Genomic DNA, 15363 nt, shown 5'->3' with positions numbered 1-15363 from the left:
GCGGCGCGGTGCGGTTCGTCGCATGGAAGCGGCTTTCGCGCACGAACTGGCTTGCCATAATGTTCGATCTTTGTTCTCAAGGAGGCATGGAACGAATCGAGCAAAAGGAACTGTCGGCCATCCTGCTGGCCGCCCCGGGATGGGCGCGGGTCGGGCTGACGATGCCCGACGCGCGGCTGCGCGAGCGCGCGGCGGATACGCTGGCGGCGACGATCATCGAGGAGCTGCGACGGGAGGCCGTGCCCGATATCAACCAGCTCAGGCTGCCGCTGTAGCGAGCTGGTCGTACCGCATCGTCAGGCGTGGCGTGATCTGCTATCAGGCCGATATGGGCGACGATCTCGACGACATCCTCGCACAGGCGGAATGCCCGCGATGCGGCCGCGAATTCAGCATCCGGTATCGCACGCTACGCCTCGAGCGGACCGTCGATTGTCCCGGCTGCGGCGTTACGATCCGTCCGATCGACGACACGCCGATCGGCGCCGTCCAGAAGCTGATCGATGAAGCTGGCGGTGACGCCTGAGGGTATGCCGGCGCCGCCAACACGCCTTGTCATGTCAACAATATTCCATAATATAAGGACAGAAAGGTGATGGGCCGTGAACAAGCCGATGACGTTGAATGTCCGGATCAGCGGTGTGCTGAGCGATTTCGTCGCGGCGCATGTCGGTGACGATGGCGCCTATGAGAATGTCAGCGAATATGTCCGCGACCTGATACGTCGCGACAAGAAACGCAGCGACGGAGAGATGTTTGAGCGGCTGAAGGCGGAACTGACCCAGGCGTTCGCCGAGCCCGAGAGCAATTATGCCGCACTCGATGCCCAAAGCGTGATCGCGCGCAACAGCCGGCCCTGACCGTGTTGGCATTCCGGGTTTCCCCAACCGCCAGCCAGCGGCTCGACGAGATATTCGTTTATACCCGAGATACCTGGGGACAAGATCAGGCCGACGCCTATATCCACGGGCTGTTCGGCTGTTTCGAGCGGATCGCACGCCACGACATCGTCTCGCGCGCGATCCCGGCCGAATTCGGGATCAATGGCTTTTATTGCCGTTACGAGCGACATTATATCTATTGGCGAAAGCTGGCGGATGGCGCGGTCGGCATCGTCACGATCCTGCATGAGCGCATGCACCAACTGACTCGCTTTCGCGAGGATGACGAGGCCTGACCGGGGCATCATCGATACTCCTCGGGCACGTCCTCCTCATGCCCCTGCCAGACGATGCGATCACCCTCATAGACCGTGACGAATCCGCGCCCGCGCTGAACCGGCGGCGGCGGCTTGGCGGAGAAATTGAGGCAGCCGAACGTGTCGACCGTGGCCGCAAAGGCTAGCGGCTTGTCCGGCTGCATCAGCACGCGATCGCAGGTGCCGCTCGGCCGCTTCACCCGCCGACGCGACAGGCCGAGCCGGAACCACTCATACGCTTGAACCTCCACGTCGGACGGCGGCGACCAATGCCGGCAATATTTGCAATAACGCGGCACCGGCGGCCCCTCGTCCTCGTCGAGCGGCGGCCCGCCATTATGGCCCGATGGAAACGGCCCGGTCATCGCCCGCGCCCTTGTTCGAGCCACGCGCGCAGGCGCTGACGCATCACGCCGATCCCCGCGTTGATCTCGGTGATCTCGGCGTCAGGAGTGATGCAGCGCATCTCGCGAAAGCCGTCGAGGAAGGCGCGCATCACCTTGAGGTAGAGCCCGCCGCCGACCAGCGCGATATCGGTGAAGGGGCGGGTGCCATGATAAGCGAGCGAGGCGATCTCGCAGCCCGGATGCGAGCCGTAATTGTCGGGTTTGTTCGGCGAAGGCGGCCGCGGCCATCGCGTCGTCATGCCGCCGGCGATCATCCGCTCGGCGAGGTCGGGGGTCAGCCGCGCATCATAATCCTCGATCGGGCTGTCGGCGGTGCGGAACCCGTAGCGCGCCGAGAGGACGCCGACCCGCGCCAGCCGTCGTTCCGGATCGACCGCGCGCCACGTTTGCCAGAGCGGCCCGTCATAACGCTCCCATGCCGGCATCCAGCCGGGGTCGTGTCGCTTGGTCGCCGAACAGGGGAGAATGAGCAACCGATGCGAGAAACCGGCCGCGCGCGTCTGCGGCACATCGACGCGCACGACCTTCACCACGCGCTTCTCCGCTTCGGTGGCAAGACGGCCGATCAGCGCGATATCGGCGTCGGTGCAGACCCCGCGAACACGGATCGTCACCGGGTCGATCGGCGCAGCGGACGGCACGGCGTCGAGGAACAGGATGCCGTTGCCGAGATTGCCGACATAGTGCGGCGCCTCGACCGCGGGCATCCCGGGTTCGGGCTCGATCATCCGCTGGCCGACGCGTTTGAACGCATCACTGAAACATCGCGGATCCGGCGTGGTCCGTGGACGCACCGGCGCGTGAAACCGCCAGGGCGGACGATCGGGATCGAGCCTGCCGACGCGGATCTGGTGGAGGAAGTCGGCGAAGCCATAGGGATCGGCGGGGTAGGGGCAGTCGCGCCACGCGCGCCGGATCGCGCGGCGGCGGGGTTCAGCGAAGGCGAACAAATCGGTTCGCGCACGCCGCCACACCGCGGCGCGCTCGTCGCGAAGCCGTTGCTGCCGCTCGGGCCACCATCGCGCGCGGCGCGCCATTTCTTCCTCGACGCTATGCTGGCCGGCGGCGATCATGTCGGCGAACAGCGGCAGCGCCTCCCGCTCGCGGCGCTGCCTGGTGACGAAGGCGGCACGCTTGCGCGAGGTTTCGACATAAGCGGCGGGCCTGGGCCATTTGGCGAAGCGCATCACCGGCCTCCCTTCAAGCTGGCGGCTGCCTTGCGGAGGTGACGTTCGGCGAGGACGAGCGAGCCGGCGCGGCGCGCGGCTTCGGCATAGACCGATAAGGGAAAGGCGCCCTCGAACAGGATGTCGCGCTCGATGCCAAGCCCGAACGGAAGCCGGATCGACTCCATCTCCTCGAGCGCGAAGCTGCCCAGCTCGGGCGAGCCGAACCCGAGGTCGGCGAGTCCGAACATGATCCCGTTCTCATCGATCTCGGTGGCGAGCCAGGTAGCGGCTCCGACCGGGTTGAAGAAGCGGACCACGGGCACCGGGTCGGGCTCGCGCTGGCCCTTCGCCAGCGCCGAGCGGCGGGCACGATCGTTGGAGCGCAGCGCCTCGCGAATTTCGGGAGTGACGAGGATCATGCCGCGATCCTCCCCTCGATCGCCACGGCACCGTCGGGGTCATGGTCGGGATCGTCGTCATTGGCGGCGATCGCCTGCGGCCGGAAGGCGAGCAGATAGTCGGCCGCCTTCGATGCGGCGCTCGCGGCGCGCAGGATCGCGCGATTGTCCTCGCGGATGATCTCCAGCCAGGAACCGAGATAATCCGCGTGCCGCACCGTGGGCGTAATACCGAGCGCGGCGCAGACGAATGCGCCGGCCATTTCGGCGACAAGTTCCTCCTTGCCGTAGGAAACGGAGCCGAACGCGCCGGTCTGGTCGCGGTTAAGCCGCGAGGCACCGCCCGCCCAATGACCGAGTTCGTGAAACGCCGTGCGGTGCCAGTTCACCGGATCGTGGAAATCGTCGGGGCGCGGCACCTGCACATAATCGTGCGTGGGCGAATAGAAGGCCGAGGGACCGCCGATGCGGAAGTCCGCCTTGGTCGCGCTGATGAGTGCGTCGGCTTGCGGGAAGATCAGACCGTCCGGGATCGGCGGCGGCGGTTCGCCGATATGCGCCGGCAACCCGTCGCATTGCTCGACCGAGAAGACGGTGAACCATTTGAGGAAGGGAATGCCGCCGCTCGGCTCGCGGCCTTCGAGATCCGCGCGTCGGCGCTCCTCGCGCGGAACGAAGCGCCGGGTGTAGAGCACGCCGATGCCGCGCTCGCCCTTGCGCACCGAGCCGCCGAGCGCAACCGCCTGCCGGAAGGTCAGGAAGGCGTGGCTCGCAAAGCCGCGCGACACCATGGCATCCCAGAGCGTGAGGATGTTGATGCCGCTGTAGCGTCGATCGCTGACGGCATTGTGCGGAAGGCCGATCGCGGCTTTGGCGGTGCCCCACGGTTGGACCCACGGGACGCGTCCGGCTTCGAGTTCGGCGATGATCCGGTCGGTGATCTGCTGGTAGAGGTTCGCCCGGTCGCCGGCCGGGCGATTGGCGCGTGCATGTGCCATTGTGCTGCCTTTCGCGACGGGCCGCGGCGAGCCTCTCTCTCCGCGCTCAACCCGTCACGGCCAGCCGGCCATCCTCTTGCTCTGGCGGGGCGTTGCGGGGCGGCAGCCCCGCTAGAAGGGGTACGGCCAGACCTCGGGGCTGGCCGTCAGGGGAAGGCGTTCCCCCCTCCAGCAACTCCGTGCCGGAAATTGGCACGCTGCCGATCATGCTCTTCAAGCGGAAGTCGGGCTCGTTTTCCTTCGTCTTGCGAGCGTCGGGAACGATCGAGATCGGCGTGGTGACATTGAGCGTCGCAAGCGTGCCATCCATCGAACCATCGGATTTCACGGCAAGGTTGGCGATAGTAGCCATGTCGATTCTTCTTCGATTGCTCGGGGACATCCCCGATGGCGCCACCAAAAGGGGGACGGATGCCGCCGTCACCGCAGCGAAGCGGAGGGCGAACCCCGAATGGGGTTGACGGCACGAGCCGACCGCACCCCTAAAGCAGGCAACAGAAAAGGGTGGGTCCAGACGGTCAAGGCATCCACAGGCTTCGAGCCCGCCTCGCTGTAACGTGTTGAGGCGCTGCGGTCGGCAGGCTCAATGATTGAACGGTCTGTGCCGGTTCCCGTTGCTCGCGGAATGATGACCTTCCGGCTGCGCTCGATCGCGAGCCCGCTTCGTAAGATGGCGTCGTTCTGGTCCCTACGACCGACGCTCGCTATGCCGATGCTTGAGAGTAGGAGCACAGGATATGGATTTCTCGGCACTGCAGCGCACCAGCAAGATCACCGACGAGTGGCGCTATCCCGAGGCGGCGGCGCGGGCGAGCGGGCTGTTGCAGGTCGACCGTGAGCCCGATCACCGCCTCTATTGGGAGGAATATGGCAATCCCGCCGGCGAGCCGGTCGTCGTCCTCCACGGCGGGCCCGGCGGCGCCTGCAGCCCGGTGATGGCGCGCTATTTCGATCCGGCGCCCTACCGTATCGTCCTGTTCGACCAGCGTGGCTGCGGCAAGAGCATTCCCACCGTCGCCGCCGACGGACCCGCCGTGGCGCTGGCTCACAACACCACCGCGCATCTGATCGCCGATATCGAGCGCCTGCGCGATGCGCTCGGCATCACCGGGCGGATGCACGTCTTCGGTGGCAGCTGGGGCAGCACGCTGGCGATGGCCTACGCCATCGCGCATCCCGATCATTGCGCCAGCCTGATCCTGCGCGGCATCTTCCTCGGCGCCCCCGAAGACCTGCGCTTCATGTACCAGGGCAACGCCGCGACCTTTGCCGAGGCGCCCTACGCGCTGACCGAACCCGGCTCCTACGTCAGCTATCCCGAGGCCTGGGCGCGCTTCCTCGCCCCGATCGCATCGGCCGAGCGCGGCGACGTGATGAAGGCGTACAAGGCGATCTTCGATATGGCGCCGGCGACCGACGCCGAGCGGCAGCGCCAGCTCGAGGCGGCGCTGGCCTGGTCGGTGTGGGAAGGCACAATCTCCAATATGATCCCCGACCAAGCCGACGAGGGCAAGTTCGGCGAGGCCGCCTTCGCGTTGAGCTTCGCCCAGATCGAGGCGCATTATTTCGCCAATCACCTGTTCATGGCGCCCGACCATATCATCCGCAACGCCGCGACGCTGGCGCGGATTCCGATCCATATCGTCCACGGCCGCTTCGACCTGGTCTGCCCGCTGACGCAGGCATCACGGCTGGTCGCAGCCTTGCGCGATGCCGGCGCGGAACCGGCGACGTTCGTGGTGACCAACGCCGGCCACAGCGCGATGGAGCGCGAGACCGCGCTGGCGCTGACCGCGATCATGGACGGGCTACGGCCGATCGAGGGCTAGGCGCGGCTTGCGCGATGATCGAGGCGCGATATTGAGCATTGGGCATTCGGCTTTGACTTCGATCGGCTCATTTTGGGAGACATCACAATGGCGACACGGACGTTCGCGTGGATGAGCCTTTTGCCGCTGCTATCGGGCTGCGCCGCAACGCAGATGCACAGGACGCCTTCGGCCGCCGCATCGTCCCCCGCGAGCGAAAGTGCCGTGACCACAGCGACGCCGATCAAGCATCTGGTGGTGATCTTCGGCGAGAATGAGTCTTTCGATCACTATTTCGGCACCTATCCGCAAGCGGCCAATCCGGAAGGGGAGCCGCGCTTCGTGGCGGCGGCGGGCACGCCGGCGGTCAACAATTATACCGCGCACCCCACGCTGCTGACCGACAATCCCAACACGCGCAGCGCCGACAACCTGGCGACCGGTATTTCCGCCGGTGAGATGAACCCGTTCCGCATGGATCGCGCGCAGGCCGACACCGCCGACCAGAACCATGCCTATACCGCCGAACAACGCGCCTCGAACCACGGCTTGATGGACGGTTTCGTCGCGCACACCGGCAAGGGCTCGGCGGGCGGTGCCGGCGGGTTTGGCACCAAGGCGCAGGTGATGGGTTATTTCGACGGCAATACCGTCACCGCGCTGTGGAACTACGCCCAGCATTTCGCGATGAACGACAACACCTTCACCGATTCGTTCGGGCCGTCGACGCCCGGCGCGATCAACGTCGTCGCGGGCACCACCAACGGCGGCTCCAACGCCACGCCCGCGACGATCCCCGACGGGCAGGGCGGCTTCACCCTGGTCAACGATTCCGATCCCACCGGCGACCCCTGCTCGAAGGGGGAAACGCTGAGCCTCGGCGGCCGCAATATCGGCAATCTGCTGACCGAGGCCGGCATCAGCTGGGGCGGCTTCATGGCCGGTTTCGACCTCACCGCCACCAACGCCAACGGCACCACCGGCTGCGCGCGCAGCACCGCCTCGCCGATCACCAGCCGCACGCAGACCGATTACGTGCCGCACCACAACTGGTTTCAATACTATTCCTCGACCGCCAACTACAAGCATACCCGCCCACGCTCGGTGGCGATGATCGGGCGGACCGATCCGGTGCTCGATGCCTCGGCGACGCCGGTGCATCACCAATATGACATGACCGATTTCTTCGCCGCGATCCGCGCCGGCAATTTCCCGGCGGTGAGCTACCTGAAGGCGCCGGGCTATCAGGATGCGCATCCGGGCAATTCCAATCCGCTCGACGAGCAGGCGTTCGTCACGGAAGTGATCAACTTCCTCCAGCAGCAGCCCGACTGGAAGGATACCGCGGTGATCGTCACCTATGATGATTCGGACGGCTGGTACGATCACCAGGCGCCGGTCGTCACCCACGGCTCGTTCGATGCCAAGGCCGACCAATATAATGGCCCGGGCAAATGCGGCGATCCGGCGCACCCCTCGATCGGCATCCTCGGCAAGCCGGTCAACGGGCGGTGCGGCCCCGGCTCGCGCATCCCCTTCCTGCTGATCTCGCCCTATGCACGGGTCAATTACATATCGCACGACGCGATCACCCAGGCCTCGGTGATCCGCTTCATCGAGGATAACTGGTTGCACGGGCAACGGCTGGGCGGCGGCTCGGCCGACGCCGATACCGGCAGTATCATGGATATGTTCGACTTTACCGCGCCGCCGCATCCGGCACCGCTCTATCTCGATCCCGAGACCGGCGAACCGCGCTCGGCACCGCCTGCCTGAATGGGGGATTGGACGACCCGGGCGCGCTGGTGGGCGCCGGCGATCACGGCGATTGCGCTGGCCGGGGCGGTGCTCCACGCTGCCGTACCCGGCAGCAGCATGAGCGGCGTCAACCCGCATCCGATCAAGCTGGTTCGGCCGCCGCAACGGCCGCTGAGCGCGCTGGCGATGGTGGGGAAACGGATTTTCCACGATGCCTCGCTGTCTGCGTCGGGACGGCAATCGTGCGCCTCCTGCCACGATCCGGCCCGCAGCTTCGGCCCACCCGACGATCGCGATACCCAGATCGGCGGGCCGCACATGGATCAGGTGGGAATCCGGCCGCCGCCATCGCTCGCCTATCTCTATCGGCAGACGGTGTTCAGCATCGGACCGCCGATCGCCGATTACGACAACCCGCCGCCGCTCAGCCAGCTCGTCGAGCAGGCCAAAAACGTGCCGCGAGCGACCAAGGCTGCCGGTGTCGCGCCGCCGCCCGCCGCGCCGGTGCCGCAGGGCGGGCTGTTCTGGGACGGCCGCGCCGATTCACTGATGCTGCAGGCGATGGGGCCGATGACCAACCCCGCCGAAATGGCGAACAGGGACGTGGCCGCCGTGGCACGCAAGCTGGAGCGGGCGGGCTATGTCGCGCGGCTCGAGCCGCTGTTCGGCCGCACGGTGGTGAACAATCCGGCGATGCTGGTCGAGGAAGCGATGTCGGCGGTGGCGCGCTACCAGATCGAAGACGTGGCGTTTCACCGGTTCGACAGCAAATACGACTATTGGCTCGAGGGAAAGGCGCGGCTGACGCGAGCGGAAATGCGCGGCATGCAGTTGTTCAACGACCCGGCCAAGGGCGATTGCGCCGCCTGCCACATCAGCCAGCCGAGCCCCGACGGCCTGCCGCCGCTGTTCACCGACACCGAATACGAGGCGCTCGGCGTGCCGCGCAACCGGCGGCTGGCGGCGAACCGCGATCCGCACTTCTTCGATCTCGGCCTGTGCGGGCCGCTGCGAAAGGACCTGGCGCAACAGACGCAATATTGTGGAATGTTCCTGACGCCGACCCTGCGCAACGCGGCGAAGCGCGAGGTCTATTTCCACAACGGCGTCTATCATCGGTTGATCGACGTGCTGCGCTTCTATGCGCTTCGCGGTACCGATCCCGGGAAGATTTACCCTCGCGATGCGCGCGGACGCGTGATGAAATATGACGATCTGCCGCGGCGTTACTGGGCCAATATCGATACCGCCGACGCGCCGTTCGATCGCAAATTCGGCGAAAAGCCCGCGCTCACGGAAGCCGAGATGAACGACATCATCGCCTTTCTGAATACCCTCGATGACGGGTACGGTGCCGGCGAGATAACGACGATATCCTCATTGGCCAGGCTGTGAAGCTCGCGGTGGATCAGACTTCGGAAGCGATCACCGCATTGCGTGATAAAGGAGCTGCGAGATCGGCCACGATGCGCCTCGCCGTCTGAGTATTGTGGGGAGAAACGCTTGGCCCGATCGTCGTTATTGTTTCGGTGGATCTCCTCTTGTAGGCAGTCGTGAATGGAGTGAGCGAATGCCATTGCGCGCGCCAACGGTGGGCTTTCCATCGCCCGGCCGCCTCTCCGCGATCGGCCGCCGGCGAAGGTGCTCGATCGAGGGAAGGGCGTCAGCAAACGCCTGAATGGCCGGCCAACCAGGAAGCGGATGCTATTCTGCTGTTGGGTTCGAACATGTACGACCTGATGGCCCCGGTGCCGATCTCCACCGTCTCCGCGGCACTCGGGGGCACGCCTTCAAGAACCATCATGAGGGCGCGCAGGCTATTGCCGTGCGCCACCACGAGCACCGTTCGGTCATCGAGAACGGACGGCAGGATTTCACGCAGATAGTAGGGCAGCACGCGAGCGGCAGTATCGCGAAGGCTTTCCCCATTGGGCGGTTCGCTCACCCATGATCGCCTCCAGGCCAACGTCTGCTCTGCGCCATAGCGCTCGGCAATCTCGGCCTTGTTCATACCTGTGAGGTCGCCATAGTCGCGTTCGTTGAGAGCGTCAGACGACACGATTTCGAGCGGGAGGCAGAGATCGTCGCGAATGATCGTGGCAGTATGGATCGCGCGATGAAGTGCGCTGGCGAACATGACGTCCGGCATGATGTCGAACCCAGCCAGGGTCGCTGCGATGGTATGTGCTTCCACCAGCCCACGCTCGGTCAGCGGCGGGTCGCTCCATCCGGTAAAGACATCCGCGGCGTTGGCGGCGCTTTGTCCATGACGGGCGAGTAGTAGTTGCCGGCTCATCGCGTCACCGTCGTCCGGCGCGACACCCAGGCGAACAATGGCACGGCAGCCAGCTCGAACACGACGCAGAAGCCGATCACCAACGGCAGGGACCATTCGTAGAGGATGCCGATGACCGCGCTGCCACCGAACCAGAACAGGCCATAGCCCGCCGTGAACAGCCCATAGGCCGAGGCCCGGCGATGGGCGGGCACCATCGGGGCGACGGCGGCCGGGATGATCGATTCGTGAACGCCTTTGCCCAGCCCCCAGATTGCGGCGCCGATCATCGCGACCCAGAAACCGCCCAGAAAGACAAGTGGCGCAAAGGCTGCCGAAATGATCGACAGCACGATCAGCACCGGAAAGCCGAAGCGGTCGAACAAGCGCCCGAACAGCAAGGAGGCCCCACCGCTGACGCCCATCGCGATCGCATAGAAGATGGCGATCCACGTCCCGGGCACCGTTCCCGCCTCGCCGAAATGATAGGCGATCAATGGGTAATCGGCGAAACCGACCGCGACCGCTGCTGCACCGGCGAGATAGACCCAGAACACGCGCGGATAGCCCTCGGAATCTTCCGGTGGCTGGTTGCGGGTGGCTTCGCTGTCGAGCAGGTGCGGCTTGGGAAAGAGCAGCCGCGCCGCGCCGACGCAGGCAAGGTTGAAGGCCGCCGGAATTGCCAGCACCGCGAAGGCGAGGTGATAGCTCCCTTGCCAACCCAGCACTGCCGAGACCAGCAACGGTCCGAGCATCGCGCCCGACTGGTCCATCGCTTCATGGATACCGAATACCCAACCGTAGCCGCCGAGTTCGCGCGCCGCATAGGACAGCATCACGTCGCGCGGGGGGTTGCGCAGCGCCTTGCCGGTGCGTTCGATGATGACGAGCAGCGCCGCCCATTCCCAGCGCGTGGTCAGCGCGAGCAGCGGCACCGAGATCATCTGGATGGTGTAGCCGAACAGGATGATCGGCCAGAATTTCCCCGTCCGGTCGGCGAGCCGGCCGGAGACGAGGCGCAGGCCGTAGCCGACAAACTCGCCGAACCCGGTGACGATGCCGACCGCCGCCGCGCTTGCGCCCAGCAACCCCAGATAGGGCCCGAGCACACTACGCGAACCCTCGTATGTGAAATCTGCGAACAGGCTGGCGAAGCCGAGCAGGATGACGAAGCGGAGTGCGCTGCGCGTTACCTTGCTGGGTCCGGCGGCGGTGTCGCTCGAGGTCATTGAGCGCTCGCCTTCAGAAGAACGATCGCAACTGCGCCGGCGGCCAGCCGGTACCAGGCAAAACCGCGAAAATCGTGATCAGCGACGAAGCGGATCAGCCAGCGAATGACGACCATCGCGACGAGGAATGCGGCGAGCGTGGCAAGGGCGATGGCGAATGCATCGGCTCGCGTCAGCGCTGCATGGCTCTTTGCAAGGTCGAGCGCAGCGGCGCCGAACATCGTCGGGATGGCGAGGAAGAAGGAGAATTCGGTAGCAAGCCGTCGATCGGCGCCGAGCGCGATCCCCCCGATGATCGTCGCACCAGATCGCGACACGCCAGGGATCATCGCGAGCAACTGGCACAAGCCGATACCGAGCGCGAGCCGCCAGCTCATGCGCGACACGGTGCCGCCCGATCCCGGCTCGCGGCGCCAGCGCTCGACGATGAGAATGGCCAATCCGCCGACAATCAGGCTGATCGCCACTACCCAGGGTGAGAACAGCACAGCCTTGATGAAGTCGTGCGCAAGGAAGCCGATAACGATTGAGGGAAACACGCCGAGCGCGACCATCGCGCAAAAATGGAGCGCGTCGCGCTCGCGCCGCAGCGCGCCGATTGCCACGTTCCACAGCCGGACACGGTACACCCAGCAGACGGCGAGGATCGCACCGACCTGAATCACCACATCGAGCACGCCCACCGCTTCGCCCGATTGGCCGAGCACTCGATCGGCAAGGATCAGATGGCCGGTCGAGGAGACGGGGATGAATTCGGTCAGCCCCTCGACCAGCCCCAGGACGATCGCCGCGACGATCTCACCGGTCATCCCGGCAGCGCCTGTCCGTCACTGCGCTCATCGAGATGGGCAGTGCCATTAATCAGATGCACGCGGATGCCGGGGCCGATATCGATCTCGTTGAGGCAGCAGGGCGATTGCATCAGGCGCCAATAGCCATCGAGCGACATGCCAAGGCATTGCAGTAGCAGCGCCCGATTGGTTGAATCGTGTGCCACTGCGACCACCGTGCCATCGCCATGCAGGCGCATCATCGCACGCAGCGCATCGGCGGCGCGCGCGGCAAGTGCCTGGAGCGTATCGCCGCCGGGGATGTCGACACGCCATGGCTCGCGGAACCACAAGTCGAACAGCTCGGGCGCTTCGCTCCGCACCTCCTCGAGCGTCCGCCACGACCAGGCACCATAGTCGAAATCGACCAGCTCGCTCAGCACGCCGGTTGGCGCGCCGGTCGCGGCCGCGATCGCCGCACCCGTATCGATGCAGCGGCCGAGCGGACTGGTGAAGACCGCATCGACCGCCCAGCGCGACGCTATCGCCGCGCCGGTCAGTTCGGCCTGGCGACGGCCGAGATCGGTCAGCGGCACCTCGCGATGCCCGCGGAAGCGCGGCGGATCGATCCCCGGCACATGGCCATGGCGGACAAGGATCAGCCTCATCGGTGTGGCGGACGCTTGAACGGGCTCGAATATTGCGCGCGGTCGCCGAGTTCCGCCTCGATCGCCATCAGCCGGTTGTATTTGGCGAGGCGCTCACCGCGGCACGGCGCGCCCGATTTGAGCTGGCCGGTGCCCATCGCCACGGTGAAGTCGGCGATGAAGTCGTCGGTGGTCTCGCCCGAACGATGCGAAACCATCGCGCCCCAGCCCGCCTCGAAGCACAGTCGGATCGCTTCGACCGTTTCGGTGACGGTGCCGATCTGATTGAGCTTGATGAGTGCAGCATTGGCGACCTTCTCGGCAATGCCGCGCTTGATGATCGTGGGATTGGTGACGAAATTGTCGTCGCCGACGATCTGGATGCGCCCGCCCTGCGCTTCGGTCTGGGCGATGAAGCCCGCCCAATCGTCCTCGCCGAAGCCGTCCTCGATCGAGACGATCGGATAACGCTTCACCCAGTCCTCATAGATCGCCAGCAGGGCCTTGGCGCTGGTGACGCCGTCGCCCTCGCCGGCAAGACGGTATCCTCCTTCTACCGCAAAGGATGAAGCAGCCGGATCGAGCGCGATGGCGATGTCCTCGCCCGCACGATAGCCGGCGCGCTCGATCGCCTCGACGATCACCGCGCACGCCTCCTCGTTCGAGCCGAGATCGGGCGCGAAGCCGCCCTCGTCGCCGACCGCGGTCGAGAGGCCACGGTCATGCAGGAGTGCCTTCAACGCCTGATAGGTCTCGGCGCCGTAACGCATCGCTTCGGCGAAGCTCGGGGCACCGACCGGCGCGATCATGAATTCCTGGAAATCGACGTTATTGTCGGCGTGCTTCCCACCGTTGAGCACATTCATGCACGGTACCGGCAGGCGCACTGCGCCGGCACCGCCCAGATGGCGGTAGAGCGGTTGGCTGACCGTCATCGCCGCCGCCCGCGCCGCCGCCATCGACACACCCAGGATCGCGTTGGCGCCGAGCTTGCCCTTGTTGGATGTGCCATCGAGGTCGATCAGACGGCGATCGATCGCTGCCTGGTCCTCCAGTGACATGCCGGCCAACGCATTGGCGATCGGCCCGTTGACGTTGGCGATCGCCTTGTCGACGCCCTTGCCACCGAACCGTTTCGGATCACCGTCGCGCAGCTCAACTGCCTCGTGCGCTCCGGTCGAAGCACCAGACGGAACCGAGGCCTCTGCGATGGCGCCGCCCGTCGTTTCGAGACGCACCGTCAGGGTCGGCAGTCCGCGCGAATCGAATATCTGACGTGCAGCGATGGAATTGATCCGCGTCATCAAAGAACCTCCTCGGCAATGCGCTTCTTTTCGGCATGGCGGGCGATCGCTTCCTCGATCAGCCCTGCCGCTTCATCCGGGCCGACCCATTCGCTGACGGTCACCCATTTGCCGTGTTCGAGATCCTTATAATGTTCGAAGAAGTGAGCGATCTGGTCGCACAAGGTCGGTGCAAGGTCTTCGTAGCTGCGCACGTTGCGGTGATAGGGATGCAGCGCATCAACCGGCACCGCGACGATCTTTTCGTCGAGCCCGTTCTCGTCGGTGAGCTTGAGCGCGCCGACCGGCCGCGACCGGATCACCGCGCCGGGCACCACCGGCGCGCGGCTGATCACCAGCACATCGATCGGGTCGCCGTCATCAGACAGCGTATGGGGGATGAACCCGTAATTCGCCGGATAGAACATCGCGGTGTGAAGGAAGCGATCGACCATGATCGCGCCCGATTCCTTGTCGAATTCATATTTGACCGGGTCGGTCGAACCCTGCGGGATTTCGACGACGACGTTGACGTCCCAAGGCGGGTTGGGGCCGACCTTCAGCTTGCTGAGGTCCATGCAATCAGTTCCTTTCGATGTTCAATGAGAGGCTAAAATCGGTAATTCGGCGTGGGCGACAATCGCGTGCGTGGCACCGCCGGTAAGCCAATCGACAATCGCACTGTGCGTTCGCGGGCCGACGACGAGTAAGTCAGCAGCGAGCTCCTGAGCCGCCGCGCGTACGCAGTGCTCCGTCGAATCGTGGTGTCGGTCGACTGCTTTAATGGCCGCGTGGATGCCGCGATCTTCCAGCCACTGAGAGATCCATGCCGAACGCTCGACCGGATCATCGACCAACAGCACGGTGACGGTGCTGGCCAGTTGTAGCCACGGCACGGCGGCTTCGAGCGCCGGTGTCGGATGATCGGAGCCTGCCCAGTAAATGACGATCCGGTCGGCGAACTGCCCGGTCGTTCGCCAGCGATCGGGGACGAGCAAGGCCGGCTTTCCCGTCCGGAACAACGCGGCATGTCGGGCATCATGCCCATCGAGATCGTGCGGGCTCGCCAGTACGACCAGGTCGGCGCACTCGGCAGCCCTGATCACCTCCGGCTCTTCGGCACCCGGCAGGGTACGCCAGTCGATATGGGGGCTATCGTCACCCATGCCGGCGACGAACGCCAGAAACTGGCGCCGCACCGCGTCGGCGCGATCGGTCGCGCTGCCTTCGCGCCGCTCGCGCAAGAACTGAATGTCGATCTCCTCGTCGGATGTAACGAGCACCTTGGGGTCGACGACGATGTGAAGCGCCTCGATCCGGCTGTTGCCCAAGCGCGCCGCCGCTGCGACCGCAGCCGCAAGACATGTCTGCGTCGTTTCCGCTTCGGCAAGCACCGCAAGTATCTTCATAACGAAATCCTGTT

The 15363-nt window shown here is 65.3% G+C and carries 19 protein-coding genes; 7 read left to right on the top strand and 12 right to left on the bottom strand.

The genetic code is table 11. The annotated features are described in order from the left end of the window. Positions 1–86: 86 nt before the first annotated feature. From DFR49_RS06305 to DFR49_RS06290, 4 genes are all read left to right on the top strand, one after another. The gene (locus DFR49_RS06305) at positions 87–275 is read left to right on the top strand and encodes a DUF6771 family protein (RefSeq protein ID WP_245968263.1); all 189 of its coding nucleotides are present in this window, start codon (positions 87–89) and stop codon (positions 273–275) included. A gap of 32 nt (positions 276–307) precedes the next feature. Next, positions 308–526, top strand: a complete 219-nt coding sequence (locus DFR49_RS06300) for a hydrogenase maturation nickel metallochaperone HypA (RefSeq protein ID WP_245968262.1) — start codon at positions 308–310, stop codon at positions 524–526. An 88-nt stretch (positions 527–614) separates the two neighbouring features. Further along, entirely contained in the window at positions 615–860 is a 246-nt protein-coding gene (locus DFR49_RS06295; protein ID WP_119035303.1) for a ribbon-helix-helix domain-containing protein, read from the top strand. A gap of 2 nt (positions 861–862) precedes the next feature. Next, entirely contained in the window at positions 863–1177 is a 315-nt protein-coding gene (locus DFR49_RS06290; RefSeq protein WP_119034799.1) for a type II toxin-antitoxin system RelE/ParE family toxin, read from the top strand. An 8-nt stretch (positions 1178–1185) separates the two neighbouring features. On the opposite strand, the gene DFR49_RS06285 is transcribed toward DFR49_RS06290, so the two are convergent. The 5 genes from DFR49_RS06285 to DFR49_RS06265 are packed head-to-tail and all read right to left on the bottom strand — an operon-like array spanning position 1186 to position 4522. Continuing rightward, complete coding sequence (locus tag DFR49_RS06285; RefSeq protein WP_119034798.1) at positions 1186–1563, bottom strand: hypothetical protein; 378 nt, start codon at positions 1561–1563, stop codon at positions 1186–1188. Continuing rightward, positions 1560–2792: a hypothetical protein gene (locus DFR49_RS06280; RefSeq protein WP_119034797.1), complete on the bottom strand. Its 1233-nt coding sequence runs from the start codon at positions 2790–2792 to the stop codon at positions 1560–1562. The genes DFR49_RS06285 and DFR49_RS06280 overlap by 4 nt, the downstream gene beginning before the upstream one ends. Continuing rightward, a complete protein-coding gene (locus tag DFR49_RS06275) occupies positions 2792–3193 on the bottom strand; it encodes a DUF2958 domain-containing protein (protein ID WP_119034796.1) in 402 nt (133 codons plus the stop codon). Before DFR49_RS06275 ends, DFR49_RS06280 begins: the two co-directional genes overlap by 1 nt. Then, positions 3190–4170 (bottom strand): ArdC family protein, encoded by a 981-nt coding sequence (locus DFR49_RS06270; protein WP_119034795.1) that lies wholly within the window; start codon positions 4168–4170, stop codon positions 3190–3192. The genes DFR49_RS06275 and DFR49_RS06270 overlap by 4 nt, the downstream gene beginning before the upstream one ends. Before the next feature lie 46 nt (positions 4171–4216). Next, positions 4217–4522 carry a DUF736 family protein gene (locus DFR49_RS06265; protein ID WP_119034794.1) on the bottom strand — a complete coding sequence of 102 codons (306 nt, stop codon included), beginning with the start codon at positions 4520–4522 and terminating at the stop codon, positions 4217–4219. A 385-nt stretch (positions 4523–4907) separates the two neighbouring features. On the opposite strand from DFR49_RS06265, the gene pip reads away from it, so the two are divergent. The 3 genes from pip (at position 4908) to DFR49_RS06250 (ending at position 9131) form a co-directional block, all read left to right on the top strand. Then, positions 4908–5999: a prolyl aminopeptidase gene (gene pip, locus DFR49_RS06260; protein WP_119034793.1), complete on the top strand. Its 1092-nt coding sequence runs from the start codon at positions 4908–4910 to the stop codon at positions 5997–5999. 204 nt (positions 6000–6203) lie between these two features. Next, positions 6204–7754 (top strand): phospholipase C, encoded by a 1551-nt coding sequence (locus tag DFR49_RS06255; RefSeq protein WP_211325810.1) that lies wholly within the window; start codon positions 6204–6206, stop codon positions 7752–7754. After that, complete coding sequence (locus tag DFR49_RS06250; protein ID WP_119034792.1) at positions 7755–9131, top strand: cytochrome-c peroxidase; 1377 nt, start codon at positions 7755–7757, stop codon at positions 9129–9131. 268 nt (positions 9132–9399) lie between these two features. On the opposite strand, the gene DFR49_RS06245 is transcribed toward DFR49_RS06250, so the two are convergent. From DFR49_RS06245 to DFR49_RS06215, 7 genes are read right to left on the bottom strand one after another with little or no spacing between them, the layout of a single operon-like run. Next, positions 9400–10032: a 2,3-bisphosphoglycerate-dependent phosphoglycerate mutase gene (locus DFR49_RS06245; RefSeq protein WP_170150941.1), complete on the bottom strand. Its 633-nt coding sequence runs from the start codon at positions 10030–10032 to the stop codon at positions 9400–9402. Further along, positions 10029–11240, bottom strand: coding sequence for an MFS transporter (locus tag DFR49_RS06240; protein ID WP_119034791.1), 1212 nt, complete (start codon positions 11238–11240; stop codon positions 10029–10031). Before DFR49_RS06240 ends, DFR49_RS06245 begins: the two co-directional genes overlap by 4 nt. Next, entirely contained in the window at positions 11237–12049 is an 813-nt protein-coding gene (locus DFR49_RS06235; protein ID WP_119034790.1) for an undecaprenyl-diphosphate phosphatase, read from the bottom strand. Before DFR49_RS06235 ends, DFR49_RS06240 begins: the two co-directional genes overlap by 4 nt. Next, positions 12046–12678, bottom strand: a complete 633-nt coding sequence (locus tag DFR49_RS06230) for a histidine phosphatase family protein (protein ID WP_119034789.1) — start codon at positions 12676–12678, stop codon at positions 12046–12048. The genes DFR49_RS06235 and DFR49_RS06230 overlap by 4 nt, the downstream gene beginning before the upstream one ends. Further along, a complete protein-coding gene (gene eno, locus DFR49_RS06225; protein ID WP_211325809.1) occupies positions 12675–13961 on the bottom strand; it encodes a phosphopyruvate hydratase in 1287 nt (428 codons plus the stop codon). The genes DFR49_RS06230 and eno overlap by 4 nt, the downstream gene beginning before the upstream one ends. Next, the gene (gene ppa / locus DFR49_RS06220; protein ID WP_119034787.1) at positions 13961–14518 is read right to left on the bottom strand and encodes an inorganic diphosphatase; all 558 of its coding nucleotides are present in this window, start codon (positions 14516–14518) and stop codon (positions 13961–13963) included. Before ppa ends, eno begins: the two co-directional genes overlap by 1 nt. Positions 14519–14539: 21 nt before the next feature. Beyond that, complete coding sequence (locus tag DFR49_RS06215) at positions 14540–15349, bottom strand: universal stress protein (RefSeq protein ID WP_119034786.1); 810 nt, start codon at positions 15347–15349, stop codon at positions 14540–14542. Positions 15350–15363: the final 14 nt, after the last annotated feature.

This window comes from Hephaestia caeni (genome assembly GCF_003550065.1).
Classification (GTDB): domain Bacteria; phylum Pseudomonadota; class Alphaproteobacteria; order Sphingomonadales; family Sphingomonadaceae; genus Sphingomonas; species Sphingomonas caeni_A.
Note: the sequence above shows the minus strand (reverse complement) of the source record. Positions and strands in the feature narration are given on the sequence as shown.